Below are 15,658 nucleotides of genomic sequence, written 5' to 3' on the forward strand. Positions count from 1 at the left end.
GAAATTGCAGAAAATAGGTGAATTTTTTCGACCGTGGAGCAGGCTACAATCCGAGTCAATATCCGAGTCGGGGAGAATGACCGTGCAAGCAGCTCGCCCGACGACAGGGCAGACCGAGACCCCTCTGTCAAAGTTCCGCCAGGGGCTAAAGAAAAAGGCTGACGTGACCGCCGACCTCCGGGATGGGCTTGTGGGATCGACGGCGAAAATCGTGGGTCCCTACGGGCAAAAGGACCTGGTGTACGCCGACTATGTCGCGTCAGGCCGCGCACTCCGTCAGATCGAGCGCTTTGTGCTTGAGGAGGTCCTGCCGTACTACGCCAACAGCCACACGGAAGCCTCGTATTGCGGAGGCTTCATGACCCGCATGCGTCGGGAAGCGCGCGCCCTGATCGGTCAATTCTGCGGGGCCACCGAACGGCATGCTGTGATCTTCACCGGCTCCGGCGCTACGTCGGGGATCAACCGCCTCGTCAAGCTATTCGGCGTCGCTGAAGCCGTGGCAGCGGGCAAGCGCGCTCGGATCATTATCGGTCCCTATGAGCATCACTCCAACATTCTGCCCTGGCGCGAGAGCGGAGCAGAAATCGTGGAAATCGCCGAGCATCCGTCTGGCGGGCCGGACCTGTCTCAGCTCAAGGACGCGGTTGGCGGGGGGTCGTCAGATCTAACGATATGCTCGATGTCCGCGGCCTCGAACGTCACGGGCATCACCAGCGATGTCGCGGCCATCACCGTGATCGTGAAGGCCGCCGGCGCAAAGATGATCTGGGACTATGCGGGCGCAGGTCCTTACCTGCCGATTTCCATGTCGCCCGCCCCAGATGCCGAGATCGACGCAATAGTTGTTTCGCCTCACAAGTTCCTCGGAGGCCCCGGCGCTTCCGGCATCTTGATCGTTCGACGCGACGTATCTTCGACGAAAACGCCGTCGTGGCCAGGTGGCGGGACGGTGAAGTTTGTCTCCCCGAAGACACACGATTACAGCGACAGCCTGGAATCCCGCGAGGAAGCCGGCACGCCGAACGTGATCGGCGACATACGAGCCGCGCTGGCCTTCATCGTCAAAGATGCGATCGGACTCGACGCGATGACAGCGCGCAATCGCGAGCTGGCGCGTCGTGCTTTTCGCGCATGGAAAGCCCTGCCGCGGCTGGAGCTCCTCGGTCTATCGGATCCTGAGCGGCTTCCGATCTTTTCCTTTAGGGTCGAAAACGGAAAGGGTGGCTACGTCCACCAGCAGCTGATCACGCGCATGCTAAGCGACCGGTTCGGGATCCAGGCGCGCGGTGGCTGCGCCTGTGCCGGCCCGTATGTGCACAGACTGCTATCGATCGACGACGAACAGTCCGAAGAAATCAGGCAAGCCATTCTCTCTGGCGAGGAAATGAAAAAGCCGGGATTCACTCGGCTGAATTTCAGCGTTCTGCTGCCGGACGAGAAGGTGCAGTTCATACTCAATGCCGTGGCGCAGATTGCGTCCGACGCAACGGACTTCGAGCGTGACTACGACCTCGACCCTGGCCGGGCGATCTTTTTCCCGCGAGCCGCAGTCGAGGGCATCGCCCATGCAGCAGCCTGAAGTCGTCGGCTTCTACGATGCACGGACGGGTAGCATCCAATATGTCGTTGCATGCCCGAGTTCGCGAAGATGCGCCATCGTCGACCCGGTGCTCGATTTCGACGAAAAGTCTGGCTCGACGGCAACGACAAATGCGGACGCGATCCTCGACTACATCAACAGCCACAATTTGAAGCTCGAGTGGATGCTGGACACCCATCCGCATGCCGATCACTTTTCGGCCGCGGGTTATCTCAAGGCAAAAACCGGCGTGCCGATAGCGATCGGCGAGCGCGTGAAGGAAGTGCAGCAGATCTGGCAGGAGATCTATAATTGGCCGGATCTCGCATGCGACGGCTCACAATGGGATCGGCTGTTTGGCGACGGCGAGATCTTCAAGATTGGCGAGCTGGAAGCCCGCGTCATGCACTCGCCAGGGCACACATTGGCGTCGATCACGTATGTCATCGGCGACGCGGCGTTCATTCACGACACGCTTTTCATGCCCGATAGCGGCTCCGCCCGCGCCCATTTTCCAGGCGGCAGCGCAGCTGATCTGTGGCAGTCCATCCAGGACATTTTGAGCTTACCCGGCGAGACCCGTCTCTTTACCGGTCACGACTACAGGCCGGGAGGGCGCCAGGCTCTGTGGGAGAGTTCGGTGGCGGAGCAGAAAGAGAAAAACAAGCACGTCGCCGGTCAATCTCGGAGTGCGTTCATCAGGCTTCGAGAGACGCGAGACAGGGCATTGCCGATGCCAAGGCTCATGTTGCATGCCCTCCAGGTCAATATTCGCGGAGGAGAGCTGCCTCAGGTCGAGGAAAATGGCCTGCGTTATCTGAAAATCCCGCTCAACGCGCTGCCAGGATCGGTCTGGGGTCAGTGACGAGGTGGAAGGGCTCCCTCAGCAGCTTCAGCTCACGATCGGTTCAGGATTGCGCACGCTCGTCCGAATTGGCGCAGGCGGGTCGATCCTCGCTGCGCACGTCGTCGGGATGAACAATCCTCGGAGCGCTCTCGGAGGTGATCGCGGTAAGCGATTGCGGTGGCGCGCCTGCAACACTATTATCGATCATGTTCTGAGGAGGTATCTCGGATGTGGAATAGGATCGCCAAGCTTCGGTTATCGAGCCGCACCTGGGAGGCAATTCTTTTGGGGATGAAAAGCTTGAGGCGGACCTCAAATAGCCGATGTATGTACTGGTGATTTGACGCGATTCCATAGACAGCATCGTTGGCGCCACGAGATTTTCGCGTACAGCTTCGGGATTGCGCCGGCCGCGGGCCATCACGCACCACTTCACGGCACGTCGTTCAGATTTGTGTAGTGCTTCAGTTTAACGAAATCGAAGTTCCATAAGATAGATTATGCGACTTTCACCAGTTATATTATGCAAAGTACGCATGGTGCGCGCCTCAAGTCATCGCCAGTCACATAGAGGAGCAAGGTGAAGTACCGTTGCAGTTACTCCTGCCATACATCTCGATGCGACGGATCGATATTACTTATCATCACCTCACCGCTCGATAAAATCGGACGGAAGACTCTGAACACTTCTTAAACGCCGGGGTCGGCGCCCCGGTCAGACCACATCGCCCTTGCTCGCCTGTCCTCTCGGCGCACTCACTTGTGCGGCATGCAATAGACTCCCTCGGATTCCATCAGTACCGCGCCACCCTTCAGCTCGCTTAGTGCGCCGACCCACGCTTCCGAATACGTGCGGCTGGCATCCACGGCCGTCAGCCATAGAACGCGGTTGTCGGCCAGTTCGACTTTGACTTCCTGCTGCAAAGGGCTTGCCTGCACGGTCTGTTGATAGTGACGTTTGATCCTGACATTGCTGGCCGGGAACTCAGCCTCGTTGCTGCCGTAGTTCAGCACAAATCCCGTGTGGTCCTCAGCCACCGAGCAACTGCCCCCACGCTCACACACGATTTTGGCAGCGGTCCTGCAGTCCCATTTCAGTGAAGCGGGCCACATAGGATTGTCCACACTTGATCGCGGCTTGTCGCTCTGACCAGCCGCCGTCAACACTGCGCCTGTGTTCATAATCATTGTGGATAGCAGAAGCGCCTTGAACACTACAAACCTCCGTGAATTGTGGCCCTCATAGTCCTCGTCCTACGTGATGGCCTGGCTTATGGCATGTTGAGATTGAACCAGCTTTTCTGGCGCACGCCGTTCGCGTCATCATACTCGATGAACCAGGGCTTTCCGCGCATCGGTCGAGGGATGGTGTAGTAGGTCGGACCATTACGAATGGAATGACCTCGATCGTTCCCCGCGGTCTGGATTGTTGCCGCAACCGCCTTCCCGTCGATTTCGATTTGGACCTGACGTGATCCGTCTCCATGATGCCCACCGAGGCCGCTGTTTTTGAGAACGACGGGCAAGGAGAGCTTATCGACCGCGATGCGGCAGATGTTCCGTTCTTGGCCTAAGCCCGGCCGATCGGATTCGGAGCTCCCAACTGCTTGCCAGCCAGACGGACAGTCCTCATACTTGTCAAATCTCGCCGCGCTGGAGTTGGCTTGCGGACAGGTCGGCCAATTAAAACCCGGGGCTTCCATCGCCGCAATCAACTTGTAAATTGGCGGATGGCACGAGGGGGTGCCTTGCCAGTCGCCGGAAAGACATAGGAGGACCTGACAGCCCCATTCCGACGCTTTTGATTGGGATGGAAGAGCCGCTGTGCTCGCGATGGCGACGGCACCCCCCAGTAAGAATTTGAGTATAGTCATAGCCTTTCCTCACTGCAGATTTGACAGTTTACTATGGACAATCCGCGCGAAAAAGGACAGGTCGAAAAGGCAGGTTTGTGCGACTACATCGATTTATGAAACGAGACGACGGAGGCGTAGTCAACAACCCGTTGCGCGCCAACATTGCTCTGGCACTTGAGCGAGAGAGAGCCAGACGCGGCCTATCCCATATGCACATGGCCGAACTGTTTCGGACCCCCGAGGGCGAAAAACTGGCCTATCGAACCTACATTCAGACTGTGCGTCAGAAAAATAATGTCACATTGACGACGCTGCAGGTCATGGCAAACGGCTTGCAATTGTCTTTTGCAGGACTGCTCGCCGGCGGTAAGAAAGTTCCGGAATGGGCGCATCGGTTGGACGACAATGCGATCCGCAAGCGGCTGGCGCATATTATCGATTTTGAGCGACAACGACGTACTTTGCACCGTTATGAGATGGCCGAACTCATCGGCGTGGCGGAGGCGACATTCACGAAACTGGAACGCGCGAGCGGCAACATCAGTGTGGACACGATTGCCGCGATCGCCAAGGCGTTGAAACTTGATCCAGCAACCTTCCTCTTTTCCGAAAAGATCCCGTCTGGCAGAGCCGATACCTAGCCGCCCCACGATTGTCCATAAAGGGCCTATAATTTGGCCCAGCCGGCGTCGCTCTATGCCCCCTGCCGGTCAGGCCCGGCGGCCGACTAGCCCCCCGCCGCGGCTGTCGGGCCGCTGGCGTCATCGTCGGCTGTTAGCGGCGGGGGTTAATAACGGGACTTTGACATGGACGACTGTGCCGGCGCCGCGAATGCTTGCTGATGAAGAGCTTTCCCCTGAGGGTCGAAACCATGAGAACAAGCCGCCAAACCTGCCGGCGCGCGTAGAGAAGAAGGGTGTCGAGCCTTTTCGACAATTGCCGGTGTCATGCCTGCGCCTTTGTCGGCCACTTCCAGGGGTCGGTTCCGGTAGGTGGCGACCCCACATTCATCACTTTTGTATCGTGATGCCTGCCATAGAATTTGCTGGTGAACTGACCGGCCAAAGCCAAACTCATGCTCGCCGAGCCGACTTGTCAGCACGCGAGAGAAACCGCTTCAAGCTCAAACCGGCCAATAGAATGTAAGGCGGCATGGCGAGCGAATAGTGACCACAGTTTAATTTCAAAATATTTGGCCTAGCTCGGGCGTCCTTCAGCCTCTGCATGAACCTCTCCGATAGCTCTGGCAACACCACTTTGTCTCTCTTAGCCAACACAACATGAAGATCGAGATCAGGCCGTGCCAAACTATGTGCGTAATTCTCCAAGTTCAGTGGACCCCAGGCCCTTCTGAGATCGGTCAGCTCAATCTCAGGCTCAAGGCTACCACGTATCAATCGTGTCGCGCGACCCGTCCAAACCATATCCGCTAGACTCCCCGCCGTCAGAAACAACGAGGCTTTTGACACAGCCGAGTCGTGCGCGGCGACCACCCCCGCAACCCAGGAGCCTAAGCTCATACCGAGAACCGAAATCTCTCGGTAGCCTTCGATCTTCAACCAACGTATGAGTTTTCGCCCATCCAACACTGCCTGCCTTACAGATTGGATCGTTCGACCGAGATTCGGGCTAAGCATATAGTCGGCGTGCACGGAGCCGGGACGGCTACGTTCGAAGTGATAAGGCATAACAATCTCGACAACCGTGATGCCACGCTGCGAGAAAAAGTTGGCAATCTTACGATTCCGGGCGCTTGCATTCCAATGGTGAAAAATCACCATCGCCTGATCGAACGACCCGCTTTCTGTGATTTTCGCCGAGACGACATTGTTCTGTTCGATATCAGTACAAATGTCCGATGGAAATTTGAGCCACCCATCTAGCCTTTCAAAACCCTTATCACTCACACTCGGCTCATCGAAAAAGGCTGGATCAGCCACGGCTTGGTCCGCAAGAGCACAGAATTCCTCGATATTTGTTATCTTTTTCGCACCTGGAAAGGCGCGTTCCGCGTCAAGGATGAAATCCGTTGGTTTCTTCCCTTCCTCACCGCGTCGCGCCCGCCGCTCATCCCAATGATCAAGCCAACTATGATACACTCTGGTTGTTTCCTAACTTACTCGCTTGCCATCGCCCCAACCCTGGATCAAACAGGCCGTATATTGCGAGCAGCACTCCAACGCCCAGAAGGATTGAAAAGCCAGCAAATGCATCGATCAGCAAGTAGCCAGCCACGAGTACCGCTACGATCGCTGACATCCTCCACAAAGGCATACAAAACCGACATTCGACACCTATACGGATGGAGCCGTACAGAAATACAACACAGGTCGAAATAGCGATAAGAAGGCTACTGTAATGGGTCGGCCTACGGTAGCTGATCTCGGCGCTCACATCATTGCGCGCATAGAAGGCGGAAGACATATCACCGACCAACCAAGCCACAATATTCTCTCCACGCGACGTCAGGTAAGCACTCTGGAGCTTCATGACTATGGCGATCAGAAGCCCCAAAACAGTACACCGGAAAATCGCACGCATAACCCTGAGGCTGGCTTCATGGAGCTCGTGTTGATAATCCACCTCCAGCCGATAACTCGCTGTTTCTCCAATTCTCCAAAGATCATGGATCACCGTATAAAGCAAAATGAGGCCTACGAAGAACAGATAAAAACAGAGGCACATGTATAGGTAAGCGAGCCCCGTGAATACGACCGCTTCCGGCACCGATATAACCTCAGGGCGCACAATCGCTAACGAGCCCCAATCCGTCGCATAGTTGCCACCACCTTTGAACAACGGGATTAAAGACACGCCGATCCACTGGAAAAGACCGGCGAACACCACACAAATCAAAAAAACTGCCCAATATGAATACGAAGAAGCTTGTACGGTGCGCGCCCAGTCATTGTCGCTTTCCATCTTGTCGCCCTGCGCCACAAGCTTTGGGCGGCCTTCATCTTTCCAAAAGGTCACCAGCTCGGTCACGAAGGCAAAAAACAGTGGCAAAAATACCATGAAGACGAATGTCCAATTCGCTGTCCAAAGAAACCCGACCTGCTTGACGACGCCATCCGCCCGGCCATACGTCACGCTGTGAATCCCCGTAAGATACGACAAAAACCCAAGAGCGGTGACACCCGCAAACACCGACGCCGGTAAATTCAGGGGAGATCCGCGACTAAAAATCGCCTCCGATTTCCTCGCCAGACTAAAGCGCCGGCTCGGCCCCTTGGGGTCTGTATCCAGTGTCAGCTCTACCGGGGAGTCTGTCTCGTCATCGATGGTCGCAGTCTCCTGTGCAACGCTGCTTCCGGCTCTCTTCCATTCTCGTCTCTTGGCCGATAGCCGCGATTGCGCCTCACTAAGCTCTATCTGCCATTCGCTAGTTGCGACCGGATCACCGCATCCAAAAATCCTCGCCAGCCAACGAATGTTGGCAGTGCTAATTCCCTTCTCGTTCTCTTGAAACCAAAGCTGCACCGTTCGCAGATCGACCCCAACCCGGTTGGAATCAATCAGTGAAATCGCCTCTGCAAGGAGTTCGGGCGTCCATGGGCCAGCAGGAAAGCCGTCTTTGTCCAACAGTCGACCCGCACCCGCCGCCGCCAGTCGTTTGAATAATTCTTTGAAATCACTCCCGTCTCTCGGCGGAGGGAGAAATAACTTTCCGTTCCTAAACAACAACTTATAGGCTCTATTTTCGTTCCGTTTCGCTAGGCTTCGTATCCTATCGTGCCTTCGTCCTCAATCAACGTTTTTATCAACTCGATTTTGGCCGGCACGGGAGAGATCGAATGGCGGGTGACCCGCTGGAGAGGCTGAGCACGTTTGTTGCGTGGGAGATGTTTCGCAAACCGCCGACCAACTGAAACGTTCGTCTGTGGCAGGGTAGTGTGACCTCATAAGCGAACAGTAGGGAAGCCAGGGTTTCGGAGCCTGAGAAGCAGAGGGATGAACCCATTCCTTTTTTCTCGCCTCCCCAGGTATCATTTACGAATTGTCATGCGCATGGAGCCGGCGATGTCCATTCAAGTGGTCTGTAATAACGGAGTGATGGAAGAGGCCGCTGGGGTCGCGAATCTGCTCGCCGCGCATCGTCATGCAGTCGCCATGGTTGAACGTCTCGGCAGGCAATGGATGAGGGCCGATGGGCGGGATGCGACCCTGATCGGCCGGCGATTGGATTCGGTGATGGCGGAAGAGGCTATCGCGCGTCGGCGCGCGGCCGCTGCGCCGGTGGCCGATGTCGTTGAGATGAAAATGAAGGCAGCTTATTTCCGGCGGTTGTTGGGGAACGACTGGTGCGAGGTTGATGTCGACGATTTTCGCGCGTTGCTCGGTTCTTTCGCGAACCTGCCGTCCTAGGAGAAGAGCGCCGAAATCCATGAGGCCACGGTATTCCAGGCCGCATAGATTCCTGCCGGCACCAAGATGATCGCGATGAGAGCAATAGCATCGCCAATGGCGCCGTCAGTGCGTCCTTCCACGGGATAGTAATATTTGTGCGCCTCATCGTCGTGCTTCATTGTTGTCTCTCCGACCGCTTATTTAGCAGCAACTGAACAGGATGCTGAAACGTCGTGCCCCACAAACCTGCGCGTTTCATCTTAGCGTTGATTTCCGCGACGATGTAGTTCTCATTCACGGCTTTGCCCTTTGCTGTAGTTGCGGCAAACGCGTATCCGGTCGCTATGAGCGCGGTGCCGACGTCAATTGTTTCGCCATTGAGCTGCGCACCGCACACGACAAAAACCGCCTTGTCCAGCGCGTAGCCGACTGGTTGGCACGTAACCGCCGCGCTATCGAACAGCGCAGCAAGATGCGCCAGCGAGGTGTTCCCGCAATCGATTTTGTTTCCATTTGGCTCTTCAGCTGACGTGCCTCGAAGACATGACTGGACGCCATAGAGGCGGAAAAGGTGACCTCCGTCACGCCAGGTATCACCGGTCAGCAGTTGAGCCGATTTCGATACCGCAAAGGGCGTTGGCACGGCAGACTCGGATGCATCCTGGGCCTGTGCCGATGCGCACAAGCCAAATGCGGCCAGCACTGCGAAGCACGCCTGTTTCATTCCTGAAACTGTCCACCGAGGTCGGCGGAATGCTCGAGATCGGGGCGCAGCGACTTGCCGTCCTTGTTGTGTCCGATAGCCGCCATGTTGAAAAAAACCATTTCGTCATCGTCGTAGGCGACGTTGTACGGGTCGTTTGCGTTGCCCGCACCCACGAGCGAGAAGCACGACACAGCGTCGGGTTCACCCTTCTTGCTTTGCAGCACGAGTGTTTTGCAAAGCACGACGGATGCACGATCGTTGTAGATTGCCTCTTCATAGTCCTGCGCGGCTTTCGTGCAGTCCCATTGCTGCGCCTTGTAGGTAATCTTTGGTTTTGGACAGGCTGCAAGGCCGCGCAGTCGATACGCCATGCCGTTGATGACGCGCTCGGTCGCCGACGGCACTTTGACTGGCGAGATGAGGGTCGCCGCATCGCGCTGAAAGAGCGCACCTTTCGCATCGTAGCGCTCATAGACGAACACCTTTTGGCCCGGCTTCGCAAACTGGAGCAGGTAATGCTCCGAGGGCTGCGCGAAGGCACTCGGGGCGTCGGCGCCTGCAGCATAAGCCACGGTGCCCTGGAGCAGCAACACCGTGCAAAGGGCCGTCTGTTTCATCGAAATCCGTCCTCGCGATCGATATCGTGTTGACACTTTACTAGGGCTGCGTGTAGCCATAGTAAAGTGTTAAATTTTGGCGACACTATGAACACTCGATTCGCTCTTCTGCTCACCCTCTTTGGCGCCACGATGCCGTTGCAAGCGTTCGGCCGGGACTTGGCATCAGACCGCGTCGCAGTTGCCTTTGCAACGCCGACGCAAGCCGTTGCCTCAGTCGGGGCGCAAACGCGGGGGGCGTGTAAGACCACAAATCGTGCTGAGGTCTCCCAACTTGTGCGTTCAATCGCGCAAGACGAAAGATTCGACGCCGATCTGGCCGAGGCAATTGCATGGGCCGAAAGCGATCTCGGCGCCAGTCAGGGTCCCTCGAAGGCCGGAGCCCTGGGGATCATGCAGTTGATGCCGGGCACGGCGGCCGATCTCGGCGTGAGCGACCGTTGCGACACAGCGGCAAATGTCCGGGCTGGCCTCCGCTATCTGAAGTCACTCTATGGCGAGTTCCAGGATCCGCTCCTGATGCTGGCGGCTTACAACGCCGGGCCTAACGGCGTTTACAAGGCGCAGGGCATTCCGGTGAATCCGGAGACGGCCGAATACATCGTGAAAATACTGAACCGCTGGAAGTTCGGCGGTGTCGTGAAGAAGTCTGCCCCGGCCAAATCCGAAACGCTCGCGGCCGCACCGCCAGCAAGCGAGGACGCTTGGCAGGAAGGTCATGTCATGGATTTCGGCAACTGAAAGGAGCCAAGGGTGGAATACAGGAAAGCGGGCAAATTTGCCCTGAAACTGGCCTTGGCCTCGGCGGTCGGAATAGCTCTCGCGCCAGCCACTGCGTATGCCCAGTCGGCGGCACCGGTCGAAAATGTGCTGGAGTGGTTCGTCGGAGTTCTGCAGGGCAACATAGCGCGTTCATTCGCCATCATCGCGGTCTGTTTTCTCGGCTTCCTCGCCATGACGGGCCGACTGGCGTGGATGATGGCCTTTTCCATCATCATTGGCATCGCTCTGATCTTCGGCGCTGCCCAGCTGGTGGATGCGGTTCGCGCGACCGCGGGAGGCAGCTGAGGCATGGATGATGAGGAAGTCTATGTCGAGCCGGTCAGTCTGCCACTAACGCGCCCCCCGATGAAATGGGGCGTGCGCTATGAGGTTTTTGCATTGAACGGCATCCTGGCGGTGATCGGTTTTATCGCTACGAGCAGCTTCATGCTCGGCCTTGGCGTGTTCGGCGTGGTGCATCTGGTCAGCGCATATCTGTGCCAGCGCGACCCCTACATGTTCCATATTTTCGAGCGGCGCGTCTCCAAACGCGGAGCGGTGGCGAACCTTACTTTTTGGGGGGCGAGGAGCTATTCGCCATGAGCCTCGATGCTGACCTGAAATTTGGCCCTGAGCGCCGCCGCGAAAAGCCCGCGGCGATGCACATCCCCTACATTCGCCATGTCGATGACAATTTAATCGTGACGAAGAGCGGCTTTCTGGTCGGCGTCATCCAGCTCAGTGGCCTGCCGTTCCAGACTATGGACCAGGCCGAGTTGAACAGCCGAATGTTCAACCGCAACACCACGTTCCGCAATCTCTCGACCTCTCGCTTTGCGGTCTACACGACGATCATCCGCCGCCACGTGACGCCGGAGATCGAAGGCGACTTTGACAATCCTTTCGTGGCCGAGCTCGACGCTCGCTACATGGATGAGCTTGGGGCGAAAAACCTTTTCGTCAACGAAGCGTATCTGACGGTCATACGCCGACCGATGGTCGGCCGCGTCGGCTGGGTGGACAAGGCGCTCAATGCCTTCCGCATCAGCACCGCAGGCGAAGAAACCCGCGAAGAGGCGATGGCCGAACTGCACGACGTTCTCGACGGAGTCGTCAAGGATTTTACGGCTTATGGTGCACGTCTTCTCGGGGTCGTGAAGCGCCGCAACGGCTTCTCTTCCGAGCCCGCGGAATTTTTGGCAAAGATCCTCGCCGGCGGCATCGACGTGGAAATGCCTTTGCCGCGCATGAGCCTTGGTGACGTGCTGGCGACGCGGCAGCTGTTTTTCGGCAAGTCCGCGCTGGAACTTCGCGGACCGGACGCTGGCAAGCTCGGCGCCATGGTGTCGATCAAGGAATACCCACCGTTCACCGCGCCGGGCTCATTGGACGGTCTCTTGCGCCTGCCGCATGAGTTTGTCCTGACGCAGAGTTTTGCGATCGAAGATCGTGTAACGGCGATGCGCAGGATCAACACTATCGCGAACCAGGTTGAAGGCTCCGACGAAGCGGGCACGACGGTCGAGGAGTCCGTCCACGACGGCGCCGACAAGCTGGCTGGCGGCGAAGTCGTCTTCGGACAACATCATATGAGCGTCATGGCGTTGGCATCGGACATGACTGGGCTCAACCGTGCGCTGTCCGACATTACGGCCGAGCTTTCGCGCATGTCGATCGTGCCTGTCCGCGAGACACTGAACACGGAACTCTCCTTTTGGGCGCAGTTGCCGGGAAATTTCAGCTACATCGCGCGACGTGCGTTGATTTCGTCGCTGAACTTCGCCGGCCTTTTTTCAGGACACAATTTCCCCTCCGGCCAACGTGAGCGGCTGCATTGGAAACGGCCCATCGCGTTGCTCGAAACGACCAGCCAGACGGCCTATTATTTCAACTTCCACGTTCACGATGTCGGGCACTTCACGGTGTTCGGCCCGACCGGCTCGGGCAAGACCGTCGTGCTGTCATTCCTGATGGCGCAGGCCATGCGCATCATGCCGCGGCCGCGATGTGTGTATTTCGACTATATGCGCGGCGCTGAAATTTTCGTTCGGGCGCTCGGCGGCCGCTACGAGGTGATGGAGCCTTCTCAGCCGACCGGGTTCGCGCCATTGCAGCTTGATGACACGGCAGAAAACCGTTCGTTCCTTGAAGATTTGCTCATTTACATTCTGACGCCGGAAGGCGGCGCGCTGGATGTGGCGGAGATGCGCGTCATCAACGCCGCCGTCGACATGATCTACAAGATTCCGCGCGAACAGCGTACCTTCGACCTGCTGCCGGAAGTGCTGCGGGGGTCGCTCATGCCTGGCATGAACGATCTGGCCGCGCGGATACAGCCCTGGCTCGACCCGAAGGACAAAGGCTGGCTTTTCAACAATCCCGTCGATCTGGTCGATTTCTCGAAACCCGTCGTCGGCTTCGACATGACCAGGATCCTGGGCGACCGAAAGCTGCGCTCGGCGGCGTTGCTCTACATCTTCCACCGTCTCGAGGAAGTCATCGATGGCTCGCCGATCATGCTCTTCCTCGATGAAGGCTGGAAGCTGCTGGACGACGAGGTTTTCGCCGCTTTCATCAACGAGACGCTGAAGACCATTCGTCGCCGCAACGGCGTCGTCGGCTTCGGCACGCAGACGGCGGAGGACGTCGTCAATTCCTCCATCTCGCCGTCGCTGATCGAGCAAACGAAGACCAACATTTTCTTCCCCAACCCGAAGGCGAGCAAGGACTCCTACATCGAGCGCTTCTCGTTGACGGCGAAGGAATTCGAATTCGTGCGCCGAACCGCCAAGGAAACACGCACCTTCCTCGTCAAGCACGACAGCGACTCGATAGTAGCCAAGCTCGATTTGTCGGCGATGCCCGATCTCATCAAGGTCTTGTCCTCAAACGAAGCCAACAGCAAGGAATGCGCACGGCTCCGGGAGACCTTCGGCGACGAGCCGGAGATGTGGCTGCCATACTTCTGCGGATGGGAGAACGAGCATGACGAAGCGGCTTAGCAGCGCTTGTCTGGCCGTGGCTCTCGCGACGGCGGGAAGCATGAGCGTGGCTATCGCTCAGATCGCGGTGATCGACGGGCCGAACCTCGACAAGCGGCAAGAGGACGAGCAGCACAGCAAGAAGTCGGATGAAGCGAAGAACGACGAAACCGACAAGAAGAAAAGCGTCGTCTGCACCTATTCAAGCAAATACCGCTCACAAATGTTTCGCCGGTCGCCAGCCGAAGCGTTGCAGCGCGACGCGGGCAACGTGAAGATGATCCGCTATTATGCGCAAAAATACGGGGTGCCCGAAGGCCTGGCGCTGTCCGTCGCCTATCAGGAATCGCGCTTCGACACATGCGCCGGAAGCCACACCGGCGTCAAAGGCGTCATGCAGCTGACTAAGGGCACCGGCAAGTCAATGGGGCTTGACCGCGATGTGAACGAGCAGAATGTCGAAGGCGGCGTCAAATATCTCGGAATGGGCGTGAAGCAATGCGGGGCGACGAATTATAGCTGTCTCGCCTCCTTCTACAACGGATCGAACGCTGGCGAGCAAAACCAGTGGGCCGGCGGTGTCGGCCGCTGGAACACCTACTTCAACGACTATGTGTCGAGCGGCAAGGCTCCGGCCGCCGCGCCGCCACCATTCTCGATCGTAACGGCCGACGGCGCAGGCGGCACGGCCCAGGACGCGGCCATGGGCACGGTCAGGAAGGCGGCTGGCGGCCTCGATGCAAGCTCATCGCAGATGGGCGCCAACAATGCTGCAATCGACGCGCTGGCGGGCAACGTTGGCCAGGTGACCGAATACAAGGACGCTTGGGAGCTAAACTCGTCGGCTCGTGGGATCAACGCCGATGTCACCAACCAGTACCTCGCCCAGGCGGGGGACTTCACGGCATTGCTGGCCCAACTTCTATCGTTGCAGAGTGTTCAGGCATCGCAGTCGTCCAAGCTGGTGCAACAGCCGAAGAGCGGCTCTCCAAACCCGTTCTCTTGTGATCCCGCGGAATTGGAGCGGTTGAGGATCGATCGCGGCCGGTGGCTACCATGCGCACTTGAGAACGCGGGGGCAAGCTCGGCCGACAGTCGCTCGATGATCATCACCAGTGATCCTGCCGGCGCTGCCAGCGTCATTAATTCTCTACAGCAATAGGAGGCTGACATGAACAAATTCGCGATTGCCGCCAGTCTGGCGCTTTGGGCAAGCACGGCCCACGCACAGATTGCCGTCATTGATGGCGCCAATCTCGATGTCGCCCGCAAGAATGCGGACAACACCAACTCCATCATGGATTCCAACAAGGATATCCTGAAAAAGAGCGAGGAGATCCTGCAGGCTCTCAGCGGCAGTCGTGACGGTTCGCTCGGCATCGGACAAATGGGCCTCGGCGGCAACATGTCGATTGCCCAGGCGCCGTCGTTCGGATCGATACTGAACGGCGGTGCGCTTTCGTTTGGTGGCCTGTCGCCCGAAATACAGAAAATCGCCGGCGCCGTCATCAACGGGCTGCAGCTGGTGAAGCAGCTCCAGCAGATTGCCGGCAAGGAGACGAGCGCCGTCAACACGGCCTATGGAGGCAGCGTCAACGTGGCCTCGCTGCTAAGCGCGTTGACCTCCCAGGCTTCGCAGGGCGTCACCCAACGCCAACAGTCTCTGCAGTCCGCGAGTGGCCAAATCGGGCAGTCGCAGGACGTCAAGGGATCGGTGGACCAGAACACACGAATGCAGCTGGAAAACGCGCGCGCGGTCAACGAATTGATCGGCGTCCAGAACGGTGCGGTCGCGGCCCTGAATGAGAAGCTGAAGGGAGATCTTCTTCGCCAAAGCCAGGTGCAGAAGATGATGACACCGCGCAACGTCAATCCGTTCGCGGACTTTGGCAAGAGCGGAGGCTAGCACTTGTCGAGGCGGGTGTTCCGCATATGCTTTGTGATTGGGCTCAGCGCC

17 protein-coding genes are annotated in these 15,658 nt (G+C 57.8%); 10 read left to right on the plus strand and 7 right to left on the minus strand.

Annotated features, from left to right (window positions below):
- Window positions 1-76: 76 nt before the first annotated feature.
- Together NKH70_RS28830 and NKH70_RS28835 are read left to right on the plus strand one after the other, a co-directional pair.
- Window positions 77-1,582 (plus strand): aminotransferase class V-fold PLP-dependent enzyme, encoded by a 1,506-nt coding sequence (locus NKH70_RS28830; protein ID WP_352508391.1) that lies wholly within the window; start codon window positions 77-79, stop codon window positions 1,580-1,582.
- Window positions 1,569-2,447 carry an MBL fold metallo-hydrolase gene (locus NKH70_RS28835; protein ID WP_352508392.1) on the plus strand — a complete coding sequence of 293 codons (879 nt, stop codon included), beginning with the start codon at window positions 1,569-1,571 and terminating at the stop codon, window positions 2,445-2,447. Before NKH70_RS28830 ends, NKH70_RS28835 begins: the two co-directional genes overlap by 14 nt.
- A gap of 738 nt (window positions 2,448-3,185) precedes the next feature.
- Here NKH70_RS28835 and NKH70_RS28840 read toward each other — a convergent pair.
- Together NKH70_RS28840 and NKH70_RS28845 are read right to left on the minus strand one after the other, a co-directional pair.
- Window positions 3,186-3,644 (minus strand): hypothetical protein, encoded by a 459-nt coding sequence (locus tag NKH70_RS28840; protein ID WP_352442704.1) that lies wholly within the window; start codon window positions 3,642-3,644, stop codon window positions 3,186-3,188.
- Between the two features lie 56 nt (window positions 3,645-3,700).
- Complete coding sequence (locus tag NKH70_RS28845; RefSeq protein ID WP_352508393.1) at window positions 3,701-4,303, minus strand: hypothetical protein; 603 nt, start codon at window positions 4,301-4,303, stop codon at window positions 3,701-3,703.
- A gap of 197 nt (window positions 4,304-4,500) precedes the next feature.
- On the opposite strand from NKH70_RS28845, the gene NKH70_RS28850 reads away from it, so the two are divergent.
- Window positions 4,501-4,926, plus strand: a complete 426-nt coding sequence (locus NKH70_RS28850; protein ID WP_352508394.1) for a helix-turn-helix domain-containing protein — start codon at window positions 4,501-4,503, stop codon at window positions 4,924-4,926.
- Between the two features lie 432 nt (window positions 4,927-5,358).
- Here NKH70_RS28850 and NKH70_RS28855 read toward each other — a convergent pair whose 3' ends face one another.
- Together NKH70_RS28855 and NKH70_RS28860 are read right to left on the minus strand one after the other, a co-directional pair.
- Entirely contained in the window at window positions 5,359-6,384 is a 1,026-nt protein-coding gene (locus tag NKH70_RS28855) for an RcgR family putative quorum lactone hydrolase (RefSeq protein ID WP_352508395.1), read from the minus strand.
- Complete coding sequence (locus tag NKH70_RS28860) at window positions 6,374-7,969, minus strand: RcgA family putative transporter (protein WP_352941419.1); 1,596 nt, start codon at window positions 7,967-7,969, stop codon at window positions 6,374-6,376. Before NKH70_RS28860 ends, NKH70_RS28855 begins: the two co-directional genes overlap by 11 nt.
- Window positions 7,970-8,308: 339 nt before the next feature.
- Between NKH70_RS28860 and NKH70_RS28865 the strand changes: the two genes are divergently transcribed.
- Window positions 8,309-8,653, plus strand: coding sequence for a hypothetical protein (locus tag NKH70_RS28865; protein ID WP_352508396.1), 345 nt, complete (start codon window positions 8,309-8,311; stop codon window positions 8,651-8,653).
- On the opposite strand, the gene NKH70_RS28870 is transcribed toward NKH70_RS28865, so the two are convergent.
- Genes NKH70_RS28870 through NKH70_RS28880 form a run of 3 tightly spaced genes read right to left on the minus strand, consistent with a single transcriptional unit; the run spans window position 8,650 to window position 9,958 of the window.
- Window positions 8,650-8,814 (minus strand): hypothetical protein, encoded by a 165-nt coding sequence (locus NKH70_RS28870; protein WP_278055737.1) that lies wholly within the window; start codon window positions 8,812-8,814, stop codon window positions 8,650-8,652. The two genes, NKH70_RS28865 and NKH70_RS28870, sit on opposite strands and share 4 nt — an antisense overlap.
- The gene (locus tag NKH70_RS28875) at window positions 8,811-9,359 is read right to left on the minus strand and encodes a thermonuclease family protein (RefSeq protein WP_352508397.1); all 549 of its coding nucleotides are present in this window, start codon (window positions 9,357-9,359) and stop codon (window positions 8,811-8,813) included. The genes NKH70_RS28870 and NKH70_RS28875 overlap by 4 nt, the downstream gene beginning before the upstream one ends.
- Window positions 9,356-9,958 carry a hypothetical protein gene (locus tag NKH70_RS28880; RefSeq protein WP_352941355.1) on the minus strand — a complete coding sequence of 201 codons (603 nt, stop codon included), beginning with the start codon at window positions 9,956-9,958 and terminating at the stop codon, window positions 9,356-9,358. The genes NKH70_RS28875 and NKH70_RS28880 overlap by 4 nt, the downstream gene beginning before the upstream one ends.
- Window positions 9,959-10,024: 66 nt before the next feature.
- Here NKH70_RS28880 and NKH70_RS28885 point away from each other — a divergent pair, with 66 nt between their 5' ends.
- The 6 genes from NKH70_RS28885 to NKH70_RS28910 are packed head-to-tail and all read left to right on the plus strand — an operon-like array spanning window position 10,025 to window position 15,607.
- Window positions 10,025-10,699, plus strand: a complete 675-nt coding sequence (locus tag NKH70_RS28885) for a lytic transglycosylase domain-containing protein (RefSeq protein WP_353026730.1) — start codon at window positions 10,025-10,027, stop codon at window positions 10,697-10,699.
- Between the two features lie 12 nt (window positions 10,700-10,711).
- Window positions 10,712-11,026 (plus strand): TrbC/VirB2 family type IV secretion system protein, encoded by a 315-nt coding sequence (locus NKH70_RS28890; protein WP_023720448.1) that lies wholly within the window; start codon window positions 10,712-10,714, stop codon window positions 11,024-11,026.
- 3 nt (window positions 11,027-11,029) lie between these two features.
- On the plus strand, window positions 11,030-11,323 hold the full coding sequence (locus NKH70_RS28895; protein ID WP_023720449.1) for a VirB3 family type IV secretion system protein: 294 nt from the start codon (window positions 11,030-11,032) through the stop codon (window positions 11,321-11,323).
- A complete protein-coding gene (locus tag NKH70_RS28900; protein ID WP_352509949.1) occupies window positions 11,320-13,722 on the plus strand; it encodes a VirB4 family type IV secretion/conjugal transfer ATPase in 2,403 nt (800 codons plus the stop codon). Before NKH70_RS28895 ends, NKH70_RS28900 begins: the two co-directional genes overlap by 4 nt.
- 40 nt (window positions 13,723-13,762) lie before the next feature.
- Window positions 13,763-14,863 carry a transglycosylase SLT domain-containing protein gene (locus NKH70_RS28905; RefSeq protein WP_352509950.1) on the plus strand — a complete coding sequence of 367 codons (1,101 nt, stop codon included), beginning with the start codon at window positions 13,763-13,765 and terminating at the stop codon, window positions 14,861-14,863.
- A 9-nt stretch (window positions 14,864-14,872) separates the two neighbouring features.
- Complete coding sequence (locus NKH70_RS28910) at window positions 14,873-15,607, plus strand: type IV secretion system protein (protein WP_352941348.1); 735 nt, start codon at window positions 14,873-14,875, stop codon at window positions 15,605-15,607.
- The last annotated feature ends 51 nt before the right edge of the window (window positions 15,608-15,658 follow it).

Origin of the sequence: Mesorhizobium sp. M0991 (assembly GCF_040318915.1) — a bacterium.
GTDB lineage: Bacteria > Pseudomonadota > Alphaproteobacteria > Rhizobiales > Rhizobiaceae > Mesorhizobium.

What these genes read in the sequence shown, in the direction of transcription:
- NKH70_RS28830 (WP_352508391.1), top strand. Translation starts at nt 77, where the DNA reads ATGACCGTGCAAGCAGCTCGCCCGACGACAGGGCAGACCGAGACCCCT.
- NKH70_RS28835 (WP_352508392.1), top strand. Translation starts at nt 1,569, where the DNA reads ATGCAGCAGCCTGAAGTCGTCGGCTTCTACGATGCACGGACGGGTAGC.
- NKH70_RS28845 (WP_352508393.1), bottom strand. Translation starts at nt 4,303, where the DNA reads ATGACTATACTCAAATTCTTACTGGGGGGTGCCGTCGCCATCGCGAGC.
- NKH70_RS28850 (WP_352508394.1), top strand. Translation starts at nt 4,501, where the DNA reads ATGGCCGAACTGTTTCGGACCCCCGAGGGCGAAAAACTGGCCTATCGA.
- NKH70_RS28865 (WP_352508396.1), top strand. Translation starts at nt 8,309, where the DNA reads ATGTCCATTCAAGTGGTCTGTAATAACGGAGTGATGGAAGAGGCCGCT.
- NKH70_RS28870 (WP_278055737.1), bottom strand. Translation starts at nt 8,814, where the DNA reads ATGAAGCACGACGATGAGGCGCACAAATATTACTATCCCGTGGAAGGA.
- NKH70_RS28875 (WP_352508397.1), bottom strand. Translation starts at nt 9,359, where the DNA reads ATGAAACAGGCGTGCTTCGCAGTGCTGGCCGCATTTGGCTTGTGCGCA.
- NKH70_RS28880 (WP_352941355.1), bottom strand. Translation starts at nt 9,958, where the DNA reads ATGAAACAGACGGCCCTTTGCACGGTGTTGCTGCTCCAGGGCACCGTG.
- NKH70_RS28895 (WP_023720449.1), top strand. Translation starts at nt 11,030, where the DNA reads ATGGATGATGAGGAAGTCTATGTCGAGCCGGTCAGTCTGCCACTAACG.
- NKH70_RS28900 (WP_352509949.1), top strand. Translation starts at nt 11,320, where the DNA reads ATGAGCCTCGATGCTGACCTGAAATTTGGCCCTGAGCGCCGCCGCGAA.
- NKH70_RS28905 (WP_352509950.1), top strand. Translation starts at nt 13,763, where the DNA reads ATGAGCGTGGCTATCGCTCAGATCGCGGTGATCGACGGGCCGAACCTC.
- NKH70_RS28910 (WP_352941348.1), top strand. Translation starts at nt 14,873, where the DNA reads ATGAACAAATTCGCGATTGCCGCCAGTCTGGCGCTTTGGGCAAGCACG.